The 15,318-nt window shown below is 38.8% G+C and carries 13 protein-coding genes; all 13 read left to right on the top strand.

Annotated elements, in window-relative coordinates:
* A partial coding sequence (gene ftsW, locus ACJML3_RS10310) for a putative lipid II flippase FtsW (RefSeq protein ID WP_406022973.1) occupies nt 1-1,027 on the top strand: 1,027 nt, incomplete at its 5' end.
* Nucleotides 1,017-2,081 carry an undecaprenyldiphospho-muramoylpentapeptide beta-N-acetylglucosaminyltransferase gene (murG, locus tag ACJML3_RS10305; protein WP_406022971.1) on the top strand — a complete coding sequence of 355 codons (1,065 nt, stop codon included), beginning with the start codon at nt 1,017-1,019 and terminating at the stop codon, nt 2,079-2,081. The genes ftsW and murG, both read left to right, overlap by 11 nt.
* Nucleotides 2,082-2,085: 4 nt before the next feature.
* Entirely contained in the window at nt 2,086-3,513 is a 1,428-nt protein-coding gene (murC, locus tag ACJML3_RS10300; RefSeq protein ID WP_406022969.1) for a UDP-N-acetylmuramate--L-alanine ligase, read from the top strand.
* A 15-nt stretch (nt 3,514-3,528) separates the two neighbouring features.
* The gene (locus ACJML3_RS10295) at nt 3,529-4,257 is read left to right on the top strand and encodes a cell division protein FtsQ/DivIB (RefSeq protein ID WP_406022967.1); all 729 of its coding nucleotides are present in this window, start codon (nt 3,529-3,531) and stop codon (nt 4,255-4,257) included.
* 20 nt (nt 4,258-4,277) lie between these two features.
* Nucleotides 4,278-5,681 carry a cell division protein FtsA gene (gene ftsA, locus ACJML3_RS10290; RefSeq protein WP_406022965.1) on the top strand — a complete coding sequence of 468 codons (1,404 nt, stop codon included), beginning with the start codon at nt 4,278-4,280 and terminating at the stop codon, nt 5,679-5,681.
* Nucleotides 5,682-5,799: 118 nt separating this feature from the next.
* Nucleotides 5,800-7,152, top strand: coding sequence for a cell division protein FtsZ (gene ftsZ / locus ACJML3_RS10285; protein ID WP_406022964.1), 1,353 nt, complete (start codon nt 5,800-5,802; stop codon nt 7,150-7,152).
* A gap of 167 nt (nt 7,153-7,319) precedes the next feature.
* Entirely contained in the window at nt 7,320-7,703 is a 384-nt protein-coding gene (locus ACJML3_RS10280) for a desulfoferrodoxin family protein (RefSeq protein ID WP_406022962.1), read from the top strand.
* Nucleotides 7,704-8,712: 1,009 nt separating this feature from the next.
* Complete coding sequence (gene ftsZ, locus ACJML3_RS10275; protein ID WP_219937343.1) at nt 8,713-10,035, top strand: cell division protein FtsZ; 1,323 nt, start codon at nt 8,713-8,715, stop codon at nt 10,033-10,035.
* A gap of 44 nt (nt 10,036-10,079) precedes the next feature.
* Complete coding sequence (locus tag ACJML3_RS10270) at nt 10,080-10,538, top strand: C-GCAxxG-C-C family protein (protein ID WP_406022960.1); 459 nt, start codon at nt 10,080-10,082, stop codon at nt 10,536-10,538.
* A gap of 173 nt (nt 10,539-10,711) precedes the next feature.
* Nucleotides 10,712-11,647, top strand: coding sequence for a UDP-3-O-acyl-N-acetylglucosamine deacetylase (lpxC, locus tag ACJML3_RS10265; RefSeq protein ID WP_406022958.1), 936 nt, complete (start codon nt 10,712-10,714; stop codon nt 11,645-11,647).
* A gap of 12 nt (nt 11,648-11,659) precedes the next feature.
* On the top strand, nt 11,660-12,199 hold the full coding sequence (gene ampD / locus ACJML3_RS10260; protein ID WP_406022956.1) for a 1,6-anhydro-N-acetylmuramyl-L-alanine amidase AmpD: 540 nt from the start codon (nt 11,660-11,662) through the stop codon (nt 12,197-12,199).
* A 14-nt stretch (nt 12,200-12,213) separates the two neighbouring features.
* A complete protein-coding gene (gene acnB, locus ACJML3_RS10255; RefSeq protein WP_406022954.1) occupies nt 12,214-14,769 on the top strand; it encodes a bifunctional aconitate hydratase 2/2-methylisocitrate dehydratase in 2,556 nt (851 codons plus the stop codon).
* Nucleotides 14,770-14,950: 181 nt separating this feature from the next.
* Nucleotides 14,951-15,318 (top strand): lactate/malate family dehydrogenase (locus tag ACJML3_RS10250; protein ID WP_406022952.1); only part of this gene is annotated, 368 nt, incomplete at its 3' end.

Raw genomic sequence — 15,318 nt, 5'->3', positions numbered from 1 at the left:
CATGTATCAGATGAAAAAGCATCTTCTATCTGTTGTAATGTCACTTGTTCTTGCTCTTATTACACTGACAGTGCAGACTAGTTTTTACAAAAAGGCTGGTCCGTACCTTTTTATTCTTGCAATAGCGCTGATGATCATGACATGCATATTCGGTCGAGAAATCAATGGTGCTAAAAGATGGTTGTCTTTAGGTTTCATGAATGCACAACCATCTGAATTTTTAAAACTGTTTTGGATCCTTTATTTCTCAAGTTTCATTGCAAAAAGAGTAAAGAAGCTATCCGATCCGTTTAAAAAGTTTCTGTCAGATTTTAGTGTTATTCCTGCACTTTTTATAGGAACAATGCTGGGTCTTTGCTATTTGCAGTCTGATCTTGGCTCTGCAACAGTAATTTTGGTTATTACAACAGCGGTATTGTTTGCTGCAGGTCTTGGCCTTAACAAGATGTTTGTTTTCGGTGGCATCGGTGCAGCTGTTTTTGCTCTTTTCGTTTTACCATCAGACTATAGAATGAAAAGAATAACAGCCTTTTTGGATCCATGGAAGGATTCTCAAGGATCTGGATATCAGCTTACTCAGTCTCTTATGGCATACGGAAGAGGCGGACTTTTCGGTGAAGGTCTTGGTAACTCTTATCAGAAACTTGGATATATTCCGGAGGCTCATACTGATTTTATTACTGCTGTAATCGGTGAAGAGCTTGGCTTCATCGGTGTGGTAATTCTTATTGCACTTGAGCTGATACTGGTATACAAGGCAATCAGCATTGCATTTAAAATCCTTGGGAACAATGTATGTTTTGAAGGATATGTCGCTTTAGGTATTGGTATATGGTTTTCTCTTCAGACCTTTATCAATGTTGGTGCAGCAACTGCAGCTATTCCAACAAAAGGTCTGACTTTGCCGCTTGTAAGTTATGGTGGCTCATCCTTGATGGTCTGCTCCATAGCTGTAGCTATTTTGCTACGCATAGACTATCAGTGGAAATTAGGATTAATTGGAGATGAGAAAATAAATGGAGCTTAAAAGAGTTTTAATAATGGCAGGTGGAACCGGTGGGCATGTGTTCCCGGCTCTTGCTATTGCTAAAAAACTGATGGATGAAGGCTGTCAGATCTTATGGCTTGGAACAAGAGGCAGAATGGAAGAACAGCTTGTTCCTAAATACGGCATTGATATTGAATACATCGATGTAAAGGGAATCAGAAAAAACGGAGTAAGAACAAAGTTATCTGCTCCTTTTATGGTTTTAAAGGCTGTAATTCAGGCAAAGAGAGTAATCAAAAAATTCAAGCCTCAAGTTGTACTTGGCATGGGAGGTTATGCTTCAGGTCCAGGTGGTGTTGCAGCTTATTTAAAAGGCATTCCTGTAGTACTGCATGAGCAGAATGCAAAGGCTGGCCTTACAAACCGTCTTTTATTCAAGATTGCAAAGCGTGCTTTATTAGGTTTCCCTGGTGCTTTTACAGGTAGTAAGGTTACTGTTGTTGGAAATCCTGTAAGAGAGAGCATTGTAAAACTCAATGAGCTTGTACGAGATTTCACTTTAAATCCTCTTAAAATTTCCATTATCGGAGGTTCTCTTGGTGCAAGAGCACTCAACGAGATTGTGCCAAAGGCTTTAATGAATTTCAAATCAGATTCAATTAAGGTTGTACATCAGTGCGGAAAAGGAAATTCTGAAAATGTGAAAAAAGCATATCAGTCAGCAGCATTTGATGTAAGTGTCAGTGATTTTGTTGATGATATGGATGAGCTTTATCAGAATACCGATCTTATTATCTGTAGAGCTGGTGCACTTACAGTTGCTGAGGTTACATGTGCAGGAGTTCCTGCCATATTTGTGCCACTTCCAACAGCTGTTGATGATCATCAGTACAAGAATGCAAGCTTCGTTCAGAAAGAAGGTGGTGCTGTAATTTTCAGACAGCAAGATCTGACATCAGAGCTTCTGTTCAATACAATAAATGATTTGAATAATAACAGAGCAAAACTCGAGCAAATGGCTCAAAACGCAAAACACTGTGCAAAACTCAATGCAACAGAAAAAGCAGTAGAAATTATAAAAGAGTTAGTTTAATAACATGAACACACATACAGAATTATATAACGTGCCATTGATGCACAAGGTAAAGAGAATTCATTTTGTAGGTATCGGCGGTGCCGGTATGTGCGGTATTGCAGAGGTTCTTCGAAACGAAGGTTATGCAGTATCCGGTTCTGATATTGCAAACAGCAAAGTTACACAGCGTCTTACATCTCTTGGTATTGAGGTGTTTATCGGTCATAAGAAATCAAATGTCGATGGTGCTTCTGTAGTTGTAGTGTCATCAGCAATTCACAAAGGAAATCCTGAGGTTGATGCAGCTATTGAACAGCACATTCCTGTAGTTAGAAGAGCTGAAATGCTAGGTGAGCTTATGCGCTATCGCTACGGTATTGCAGTTTCAGGAACACATGGCAAGACAACCACAACAAGTCTTATTGCATCTATTTATGCACAGGCAAAACTTGATCCTACCTTTGTTATCGGCGGTCTTTTAAATTCAGCTGGCACCAATGCACGTCTTGGTACAGGAAGATATCTCATTGCGGAGGCTGATGAATCTGATGCATCATTCTTGCATCTTCAGCCAATGATGACTGTTGTAACCAACATTGAAGCAGATCATCTTTCAACCTATGGCGGTGATTTTAACAATCTAGTAAAGACATTCGTAGAATTCTTGCACAACCTTCCATTCTATGGTGTTGCAGTAGTATGCATTGATGATCCAAATGTAAGAAAGATCATTCCTGATATTGGAAGAACAGTTGTTACCTATGGTGAGTCAGAGGATGCTGATTTTAGAGTGACAAACTTTAAAGAAAACGGTCCACAGTCTACATTCACCATTGTAAGAAAGACAGGACCTTCACTTGATATTACACTTCCTGTTCCTGGTATTCATATGGCTAAGAACGCAGCTGCAGCTGTAGCTGTTGCAATTGAAGAAGGTATCAGTGAGCAAGTGATTATTGATGCTCTCAAGGGATTCAAGGGTGTTGGCAGAAGATTCCAGAATTATGGTGATTTCATCAATAAATCAGGAAATCACCTTACTCTTGTTGATGACTATGGTCATCATCCAACAGAGGTTCTTGCAACAATCAAGGCTGCAAGACTTTCATATCCTGAAAAAGAGCTTGTTATGGTATTCCAGCCTCATCGTTATACAAGAACAAGAGATCTATATGAGGATTTTGTAAAGATCCTACAGGAAGTGGATAAACTGATTTTAGTTGAAGTATATCCTGCAGGTGAAGAGCCAATCAATGGTGCTGATGGCAGACATCTTTGCATGTCAATAAGACTTCAGGGCAAAATCGAACCTCATTTTGTTGAGACTGTAGATGAGGTTCCTGAACTTTTAGAGCGCATTGTTTCTGACGGATCACTTGTGATTACCCAGGGTGCAGGTAATGTGGTTCAGGTTGCAAGAAATCTGAGCAATATCTGGCAGAAAGCATAGTTATAAGGATTAAAAATGCAGCCAAAGAGGAAAAAAGCACTATATGTGATATTAGGAATTGTATTCTTAATATTCGTAAGCTTTTTACTCTTTAAAGGCGATCAGCTCATAGGCTCATTTTTGTACAATTCAAATGCTCTTCCTGTAAGGGCAGTGCATATTGATGGAGTGCTCACTCAGGTTACAAAAAAACAGATTGCAGATATTACAGGCAAAGTCTGTGGTGAAAGAAATATCGCAACTTGTCCTGTAAACGAGCTTAAAAACGAGATCCTAAAAGAGCCCTGGATTGCACAGGTGGCAGTAGCCAAACAGATGCCTGATACTATTAAGGTAGCTATTGTTGAGCATGTTCCTTTTGCAATCTGGAATGACAACGGACTGTATGATGCAAAAACAAAGAGCATCTTTTATCCAGACATGTCATCACTTCACAGAAATTTTGTGAAACTAGGCGCTTATTCAGATGATCTGTGTACAGAAGTCTATGAAACTGCTATAGCATTTGTAAGAAAATTAGATAATTCTCCATATCAGCTTGTTGAGCTAAGACTTGATAATGTCAGAAGTTATACAATTACTCTTGAAAATGGAGTCAAACTGATTATTGGTCGTGACAAAGCTCAGGGAGTAAAGCGCCTTGACCGATTTATTAGAGCATTTCCAAAAGCTGATGTGGATATAAATGATGTTGATTATATCGATTTAAGGTACGATGTGGGCTTTGCCATTGGCAGAAAATAATTATCAGGAAAGAGATAAAGATGTCATTATTTAGCAAGAAACAGAATCAGTATCCGGTTGTAGCTTCAAACTCCGGTAATCAAATTTTTGCTCTTGATATCGGATCAAGAACAATAAGACTTGTTTCAGGTATTGTCGACAATAATAACCTTACAATAACCGTAACCGGTTATCAGGAAATTCCAAGTCGTGGTGTAAAAAACGGTACTGTAGCTGATCCTCAGTTGCTTGCAAATACAATTGCCGATCTGATTTCTACTTTCCAACAGAAGTTCAATGTCGAGATTAAATCCATTGTTACTAATGTATGTGGCTGTTACATAAAATCAGGATCAGGTGAGGGTCAAACCACTGTTCAGAATAATCAGATAACAGCATTTGACAGAAATGCCGCAATCAAGGATGCACAGGATTCTGTAAGTAACATCAATCTAAATGAATACAGCATTGTTCATATCATTCCACAAGAGTATGAATCTGGAAGCAACAAGAATCTAATTAATCCTATTGGCCTTTATGCTAGAAAACTAGTTGCAAAGGTTCATTTTATTGCCTGCAACAAGATTTATCTTAAGAATGTCGATATGATTATTAGAAATGTGTCAAATACAATTGAGTCAACATCAATTGTGTTCGATGGTAATGCAGCTGCATCACTAGTACTAAGTGATTCTGATAAGGAATTAGGCTGCCTACTAATAGATATAGGTGCAAGTACAACAACCATTACCTTATTTGCAGAAAGAAATCAGAAACTATCTTTTGGCATCAGCGAGGGTGGTGACTTTATAACCAAGTATATAGCCTCATCACTCAGAATCGATATGCGTGAAGCTGAATATATCAAGATTAAATATGGACAGGCAAATCCAAAACGTCTTGATAGCATTGATGGCACATCAGATGATGTGTTGCATGAATTAAGAAGGAGCAATCCATCTTTACCTGTTGTAAGCAGAGCAGATCTCTCAAAACTTATATCTCAGGCTGTATATGAAATGTTCACTTCAATACTGCGTGAGCTTGAGAATAAGATTGACAACAGGGAAAAGAACAAGATTAAGTACAAGTTAGATGCAGGCGTTGTACTCGTAGGCGGTGGTTCACATCTTAAAGATATAGCAAATCTTGTAGAATGGGTTATTTTCAAGAATAATGAAAGCAACAAGTACAGCCAAGTAAAGATTTCTCCAAAGGCAAAACTAGGCTTGCCAATCGGTGTAAAGGCATACAATTCAGCTTTAGAGCGTCCAGAGGAATTAAATTATCCTAACAAGGCTGTAGCACTTGGAATAATCAGATCTCATGTAGCTGATAATCCAAATCAGTTCTCTAAAACTGATGGAATGGGATACAGTTCAGGTCCTGGTATCGGTTCTAAGATAAATGCAATGAAGAACTGGATAAAAAGAGAAGTATTCTAATAGAATTTTTGAAATTTAGAATATTACGTGAGCTAACACCAAAATTTATCTTCATTTAAGGACAGTTAAGGTAAATATTGGTATTATCAAGAAGAAATTAAGTTAAAGTGGGAAAAAAATGAGCGATTTTCGTATAGAACAGGTTGGAAATACTGACGAAACCAACACAATAAAGCAGAATCAGGATTGCGTGATCAGAGTATTAGGCATCGGTGGTGGTGGCTGTAATTCACTGCAGCATATGATTAATCAGACAATCAAAGGCGTTGAATTTATTGCTATTAATACTGATTCTCAGGCATTATCAAAGTCAACTTCACCATTAAAGGTTCAGATTGGTGTGAAGTTAACTAATGGTTTAGGTGCAGGCTGTGATCCAAACAAGGGTCGCAAGGCCGCAGAAGAAAGCCGTGAAGATATCAAGAAGTTAATTCAGGGTTCAGACATGGTTTTCATTACTGCAGGTATGGGTGGCGGTACTGGTACAGGTGCTACTCCTATCATTGCAGAAATTGCTAAGGAAACTGGTGCATTAACTGTTGCTGTTGTTACAAAACCATTCAAGTTTGAAGGAAAGCGCAAGATGGTTAATGCTGAATCTGGCATTACTGAGCTTTCAAAGCACGTTGATTCGCTGATTGTTATTGAAAACAACAATCTTTTAAAGAATTTAGGTGCAAATATTTCAATTATCAATGCATTCCAGGCTGCAAATGATATTCTTTTAAATGCTGTTCGTGGAATTACAGATTCTATTACAGATACTGGCTATATCAATCTTGATTTTGCTGATGTTGTAACTGTAATGCGTGGTCGTGGTCATGCAGTAATCGGCAATGGTATAGGTCAGGGTGCTAACTTCGTTCAGGATGCTGTTGATAGAGCAATTCATTCACCTCTTATCGAGCATGTTGATATTAAGTCAGCTGCAGGCTTACTTGCAAATATCAAGGTAAATCCAAACTTCCCAATTATGAAGTTCGAGGAGCTGTGTAATGCAGTTCAGGCGTATGCTGATGAAGAAGCAGATTGCAAGATTGGTCTGTACTTTGATGATACTCTAACAGAGGATCAGGCCTCTATTACAATTCTGATTACAGGTATCAGTGCAACAGATCCTAATGTTGCTGCTAAGAAGAAATTCGGTATTCCACCAACTGAAAGACAGTCTGTAAATCAGGGGGTACCTCCTCAGAATACAACTGATTTCTTTGGCTCAATCGGTGCTCAGACTCAGAATATGACCCGTACTGATTCTTCAGTGATTTCAAGTACAGTAAACGATAGTCCATTCAGACAGCAAAATTCATATGCTCAGTCATTTACAGCATCTGATAGCAATACCGCTTTTAGAAATACTGCTACTCAGACAAATGAGGTTGCTATTGATTCATTTGGTCGTCATGCTGCAAAAGAGCAGAATGATGACTTATGGGATCTGCCACCTATTTTAAGATCAAAGTCTGAATAACAAATCCTTTTACCGATTTAGATAGGGCTTGAAGCATTTGCTGTCAGGCCTTATTTTTTGCAGATGATAAAAAATTTCTTACGATAAACGATGATGGTCATATCACTTAATAAAAAGTAAAAAAGATATATTATTAAAGTTACCTAAACAAATATAAGGATTTTATTATGAGTGTTAAGTTTTATAAGTGTAATCACTGTGGCAATATTGTAGCCATGGTAAAGGATTCTGGAGTTAACGTTGTATGCTGCGGCGAAAAAATGCAGGAACTGATCCCAGGATCAGTTGATGCTGCATTTGAAAAACACGTTCCAGTTGTTGAAGTTAATGCAGATACCATAACTGTAAAGGTTGGTTCTGCACCTCATCCTATGACACCTGAGCATTATATCGAGTTCATTGCAATTGAAACTATGCAGGGTGTTCAGATAAAGTATCTTGATTCTGATTTTGAGGCAGCAGAATACAAGTTTGGTCTAGCAGATGGCGATCACGCGGTTTGTTCATATGCTTACTGCAATCTTCATGGTTTATGGTCTGCAAAGATCTAGAAAAAAAATTAGTTTTTGTTTGAAAGCGAAAATATAAAAGGAAGGACAATCAAGGCTCGGGAGTGAGTCTTGTCAAAAATTATAGCAGCTGTAGTTTTAAAAAAGACTGCAGCTGTGTAAACCTCATAGGATGTCATCAGATCCCACCTACCTTGCAAGCTAAACAATTAGCATCTGTAGCAGAGATCCTTTTGCTTTTGCAAGAGGAGAAGCCAATAGATAACCATGATTATTTATCTTAAAATGCAGGTTTTGAAAAATCATGCAGCTTTAGCAGTGCCAATTGATGAAGGCAGTGTCATCATAGTGCGGATCAGCTAAAACACTAAAGAAGGACTTTTAGTTGCCAGTGCTTTGAATGACAAAGCACACTCTTTAGGCTTTCATGAAATATGTATAGAACTTGCAAAAATATACTCAACAGGTCGCACTGTTTAATATGATATGAAAAAATCCTTTTCATATTATCAAAAAGCTTGTATTTTAGAGATCGGGTTTTGCTATAACCTGATGTTATTCATGCTCAAGGATGAGTATGAAGCCTATAAAAAGTGCAAGAAGAATTGAAGGCACAGAGCAAATATTGATATAGTTCAAAACACAATGATAAAGATATAGCCGCTAAAATGACCGAAAAAGGTCATAAGCTGCTAAAAAAGGCTGTAATACTGAAGATGCTCAAAGCTGTAAGACACTTGGTATTATTCATGAAAAGGGCGTCGGCGTAAATATCAACGCAATGATTGCTCAGGAGTATTATGAAAAAGCCTGTGCTTTAGGTGAGTACAGCACCTGTCAGAAGCCTGAGGTTGTAACTAAAAACAAATAGGATCCTGTCAAAATTTGCCAAAAAGGTTATTAAATGATGATGTAAATTCAAATTTCTTTGCAAAATCAATGACAACCTTAACAAAAAAAGCAAAACGATAGGGTAAAATTTTTTCTAAAATGTACAATAATAAGTAATTATTGTAATATGCAAAAAAGTCAAAACTTCACGGAGCATTTTATGAGTGACTTACGTATAGATAGCGAATCAATGACTGGTGTTGGTAGCATTACACCATCATCAACCTGTGTTATTCGCGTATTAGGCATCGGTGGTGGCGGTGGCAATACCATTCAGCACATGATCAACAATGATATGAAAGGTGTTGAGTTTATAGCTGTGAACACTGATACACAGGCTTTAGGTAAGTCAACATCTCCACTTAAGGTTCAGATTGGCGTTAAGTTAACAAACGGTCTTGGTGCAGGTTGTGATCCTAACAAGGGTCGTAAGGCAGCTGAAGAGAGCAGAGACGATATTAAGAAGCTTATTCAGGGCTCAGACATGGTATTCATCACCGCTGGTATGGGTGGTGGTACCGGTACTGGTGCAGCTCCGATAATTGCTGAGATTGCTAAAGAGACAGGTGCACTTACTGTTGCAGTTGTTACAAAGCCTTTTAATTTTGAAGGTAAGCGTCACATGGTTAATGCTGAATCAGGCATTACCGAGCTTTCAAAGCACGTAGACTCATTAATTGTTATCGACAACGATAAGTTATTGAAGAATTTAGGTGCCAACATTTCAATCATGACTGCATTCAAGGCAGCAAATGATGTTTTATTAAATGCAGTTAAGGGCATTACCGATGCAATTACAAATCCTGGTTTCATCAATTTAGACTTTGCTGACGTTGTAACCATCATGCGCGGTCGTGGTCATGCAATGATCGGTAACGGTGTAGGTCAGGGTCCTAACTTCGTTGAGGATGCCGTTGATAGAGCAATTCATTCTCCTCTTATCGAGCAGGTTGATATAAAATCAGCTGCAGGTCTGCTTGCTAATGTTAGAGTTAATCCTAACTTCCCAATCAGCAAGTGGGAGGATGTATGTAATGCAATTCAGTCCTATGCTGATGAAGAAGCTGATTGCAAGTTAGGTATGAGCTTCGATGAGACTATTGCCGAAGATCAGGTCTGTGTTACAATTCTTATCACAGGCATCAGTGCAACTGATACAAATCTTGTAGCAAATAAGGCAAGAGATAATCTGCAAAGACAAACTCCAATGGCACAGAGCAGTTTTTACAGAGGTTCTGATTTCTTAGACAAGGTTCGTGAGAGCAGTGCTCCAAGAACCAGTGCTCCTATGGAAAATCAGACAAGTCCATTCAGTGCTACATACAATCAGCCAAATACTACAGTTCCATCATTTAGTGCAACTGACAATACTCCAACAGAGGTATCAGTAAATTCATTTGGAAAGAGTAAGGTTGAAGATAGCGGAAATGATTTGTGGGGCGATGATGATATGCCACCAATTCTCCGCTCTAAGTCAGAATAATCAATAACGCCTGGTTTTATGCCAGGCTTTTTTATGGATATCAAATGACAAGAAGAGAAAAAGCTGAAGCAAATTTTATGCAAGGTTATAACTGCAGTCAGTCACTAGTACTAGCATTTGCAGATTTAACTGATATGAAAGAAGAGTCCCTATTAAAACTTTCATCTGGTTTTGGTGGTGGAATGGGCCGCTTAAGAGAGGTATGTGGTGCTGTAAGCGGAATGTTTATTATTGCATCTATACTTTTTGGCTACTCAGATCCTAAAGATAAGCAAAAAAAAGACGATTTATATATAAAGATACAGCAGTTAGGCTTAGAGCTTGAAAAGACTCGTGGATCAATTGTATGCAGAGAACTCTTGAATCTTGATGTGAAACATGAACCTCCAGTATCATCAGAGAGAACAGCTAATTTTTATGATGTACGTCCATGTATGAAAATAATTGGTGATGCCGCTGAAATTTTAGAGAACTTTTTAAAAAATAACGGTCTAATAAAATAGAAAGGTCTAAGTCTGCAATATATGAATTTTATTAAACTTAGATATAAAAACCGATAAATAAGCCATTTGCATTAAATTAGCAATGTAAAATATTTATAATATTTTTGTTAAAAATGCTTACTGGATCTCAAAAATGATGTACAATTGCACTAATTGAGTTCAGAGGACTAATCATGATCAGACAGCGTACCATTGCAAAACCGGTTTCAATGACAGGTATTGGCCTTCATTCAGGTGCTAAGGTGGAAGTTGAATTTCGTCCAGCTCCTGCAAATACAGGTCTTATCTATACAAGAACTGATCTTGAACCGAATGTAACAATGAAGTGTTCTGCAGACTGTGTAAGAGATACTCAGCTTTGTACTGCACTTGTTAACGAAAATGGTGTACGTATCTCTACAGTAGAACATTTGACTGCTGCTTTAAGTGCACTTGGTATTGATAATCTTTTCATTAATGTTAATGCCCCAGAAATGCCGGTTCTTGACGGTTCAGCACATCCTTTCATTTATCTGTTCACAACTACAGGTGTTACAGAGCTCCCTGCTCCAAAATCATTTATCAGAGTAAAGCGTAAGGTTAGAGTTGAAAACGAAGGCAAGTGGGCAGAGCTTAATCCATCAAATTCAGGTTTCGATGTTGATCTTCAGATTGATTTTGATCATCCAGCAATGGATAAGGATAAGCAGCATTTTGCAATGCCATTTACTGGTGAGAATTTTGTCCGTCAGGTATCAAGAGCAAGAACATTCTGCTTCATGAGAGATGTTGAGTTTATGCATGCTCACAATCTTGCATTAGGTGGCTCTCTTGAAAATGCAGTAGTTTTAGATGACCGTGGAGTACTTAATCCTGAAGGTCTTCGCTACGAAGATGAGTTTGTTAAGCACAAGCTTTTAGATGCGATTGGCGATCTGTATATGGCTGGCAGAAGCATCCTTGGCAGTTTCAAGGCTTATAAGACCGGTCATGATCTGAATAACCGTCTGCTAAGAGCCTTGCTATCAGATCCAGAAAACTACGAGTTAATCGAGTTCTCTGAGGAATATTCAGAACAGAAAGGCTCAATTGAGTTTGTTGATTCTAAAAAGTCAGTTGCAGCTTTCTAATAGGTTTTACCAGTGTTAACTATCAAATCAGGCTGGATAGAAGGTGTAAGACAGGTACCTGTCAGTCGTTTTAATAAAAGACCATCACCTCTTGAGATTAGCCTGATTGTAGTACACTGCATTTCTCTTCCGCCAAAGCAGTTTGGCGGTCCTTATGTTGATGATATCTTCACAGGTACTTTAGATCCGAATGCACATCCTTATTTTAAGGACGTGGCCACTCTAGAGGTAAGCACTCATCTGTTTATAAATCGTGCAGGAGACATAACTCAATATGTTTCTTTCCTTGATAGAGCATGGCATGCAGGTCGATCTTCTTACAATGGTCACAAAGAGTGCAATGATTACTCAATTGGTATAGAACTTGAGGGATGTGACGATTCAACATACACTAATATTCAATACGAACGTCTTAATGAAGTGATTTCACTTCTGAAGAATACATATCCGGAAATTGGAAACAATATTACCGGCCACAGCGATATCGCACCAGGCAGAAAGACCGATCCCGGTCCTTTCTTTGACTGGGCGCGAGTAAACAATAATAACTGAGGTGTACCTAGCTTATGGCTAACTATTTAAGTAAGTATTATGACATGGTGTCTGAGCGTCAGCGTTTAGGCGTTGAACCATTAGCACTAAATGCAGAATTCACAAAAGAGTTATGCGAGCTTCTGCTCAACCCACCAGTAGGTTCTGAACAGGAACTGTTAAATCTTATTTCAAACCGCGTAAATCCTGGTGTAGATGAGTCAAGTAAGGTTAAGGCTCAGTTCCTTTATGAAATTGCAAGCGGCAAGAAAGTTAGCGTTGTAATTTCAAAGCAGAAGGCTGTTGAGCTTCTTGGCAACATGAAAGGCGGTTTCAACGTTTCTTATCTGATTTCTCTTCTAGAGGATGCTTCTCTTGCAGAGGTCGCAAAGAAGGCTTTAGAGAATACACTTCTTATCTATAATGCTTTTGATGATGTAGCTGCACTTGCTAATAAGGGCAACACTACTGCAAAAGAACTTATTAAGTCATGGGCAGAGGCTACCTGGTTTACCTCAAAGAGTGAGTATCCAAAGACTGTAACCTTAACTGTATTCAAGGTTGCAGGCGAAACTAATACTGACGATTTCTCACCTGCTCCTGATGCATGGTCACGTCCTGATATTCCTTTACATGCACTTGCAATGTATAAGATCAGCCGTGATGATTTAAAGGCAGATGTTGAAGGCGTTAAAGGCCCTGTATCAACCATCGAGAATTTAAAGAGCAAGGGCTATCCTTTAATGTTCGTAGGTGACGTTGTTGGTACTGGTTCATCAAGAAAGAGTGCTGCAAATTCTCTAATCTGGCATATCGGTCATGATATTGATGGTGTACCAAACAAGAGAGCTGGTGGTGTTGTAGTAGGTGGCAAGATTGCTCCTATTTTCTATACCACTTTAGAGGATTCTGGTGCTCTTCCTATTGAAGCTGATGTAAGCAAGTTAAATTCAGGTGATGTTGTTGACCTGAACGTTTATGACGGCACTATCGTAAAGCATGGTACTAATGAAGTTCTTTCAACATTTGCTTTAAAGACCAATACCCTTTTAGATGAGGTTAGAGCAGGTGGCCGTATTCCTCTGATTATCGGTAAGGACTTAACTGATAAGGCTCGTAAGTACTTAGGTTTAGGTTCAAGCGAAGTATTTGCTAAGGCAGCTGAAGTTAAGGCTGAAGGTGGCTTTACAAGAGCTCAGAAGATTGTTGGTAAGGCATGTGGCTTAAAGGGTGTACGTCCAGGTCAGTACTGCCAGCCTGTTATTGCTACAGTAGGTTCACAGGATACAACAGGTCCTATGACTCGTGACGAGCTTATTGATTTAGCTTGTCTAAAGTTCTCAGCTCCTATGGTAATGCAGTCTTTCTGTCATACAGCGGCATATCCAAAGCCAGTTGATGTGAAGACTCATAATACTTTACCTGAGTTCATGCACAACAGAGGTGGTGTTGCTTTAAGACCAGGTGATGGTGTTATTCATTCATGGTTAAACAGAATGTGTCTGCCAGATACAGTAGGTACCGGTGGTGATTCTCACACCCGTATGCCTCTTGGTATTTCATTTGCTGCAGGTTCAGGTCTAGTAGCTTTCGCTGCTGCAACAGGTATTATGCCTCTTGATATGCCAGAGTCTGTACTAGTTCGTTTCACTGGCAAGAGAAAGCCTGGCATCACATTACGTGATTTAGTACATGCAATCCCATATTTTGCAATTCAGAAAGGCTTATTAACTGTTGAGAAAAAAGGCAAGAAGAATATCTTCTCAGGTAAGATCATTGAGATTGAAGGTCTTGAGGATTTATCTGTTGAGCATGCATTCGAGCTTGCTGATGCTTCTGCTGAGCGTTCTGCTGCAGCATGCGCAATCAAGTTGTCTCAGTCATCAGTTGAGAACTATTTAAAGTCAAATATTGCTTTACTTAAGAAGATGGCAAATGAAGAAGGCTATCAGACTAAAGAGGCTTTATTAAACAGAGCAGCTGCAATGCAATCATGGCTTGATAACCCAGAACTTATCGAAGCTGATCCTGACTGTTCTTATGCAGCTGTTCTTGAGATCAACTGCGAGGACATCAAAGAGCCTATTTTATGTGCTCCAAATGATCCTGATGATGCTCGTTTACTTTCAGAGGTTGCAAATACAAAGATTGATGAAGTGTTCATCGGTTCTTGCATGACCAATATCGGTCACTACAGAGCAGCTTCAGAAATCCTAAAGGATATGAAGGGCGAAGCAAAGGTTCGTCTATGGATGACTCCTCCTACAAGAATGGACAGACAGGAATTATCTGATGAAGGTCTGTTAAGTATTCTTGGCAAGGCTGGTACAAGAGTTGAAATTCCAGGATGTTCACTGTGTATGGGTAATCAGGCACGAGTAGCTGATAATGCGACTGTTGTTTCAACCTCTACAAGAAACTTCCCTAACCGTTTAGGTAATGGTGCAAACGTGTTCCTATCTAGTGCAGAGCTTGCTGCTGTTACATCAAAATTAGGTCATTTGCCAACAGTTGAAGAATACTTTGAAAATACCTCATGCCTTGATGGAAAAGAGGATAAAATCTACTCTTTACTGGATTTTTCAAAGTAATTAGATAACATTAAGTGTCTTTGTAAAGCAGAGTAATGATAATTTTACTCTGCTTTTTTATATTAAGTCACATAATGAAGCTGTATACTAGAGAAATACGGCAGATAGTAAAAACGTTTGCTATAATAGCAATATAATTTGAGAACAAAATTTTATAATTACTTATTTTTAGGAGTAACCCATGAAAGTTGCAGTTCTTGGTGCAGCAGGCGGTATTGGCCAGCCATTATCAATGATTTTAAAGAACAATTTACCAGCTGGCTCAAAGCTTAGCTTATATGATGTAGCACCATTTACACCTGGTGTAGCAACTGACCTTAGCCATATCCCTACAGACGTTGCTGTTGATGGCTATACAGGTGATGATTTAACCAAGGCACTTGAAGGCGCAAATGTAGTTGTAATTCCTGCTGGTGTTGCACGTAAGCCTGGTATGACTCGTGATGATCTGTTCAATATCAATGCTAGCATTATTGCAAACCTGGTTCGCAACTGTGCAAAGACCTGCCCTAAGGCATGCATCTGCATCATTACAAACCCAGTTAACTC

Origin of the sequence: Succinivibrio sp. (assembly GCF_045124615.1) — a bacterium.
GTDB lineage: Bacteria > Pseudomonadota > Gammaproteobacteria > Enterobacterales > Succinivibrionaceae > Succinivibrio > Succinivibrio faecicola.
The sequence above is the reverse complement of the archived record's forward strand: the minus strand, read 5'-3'. Positions and strand labels throughout refer to the sequence as shown.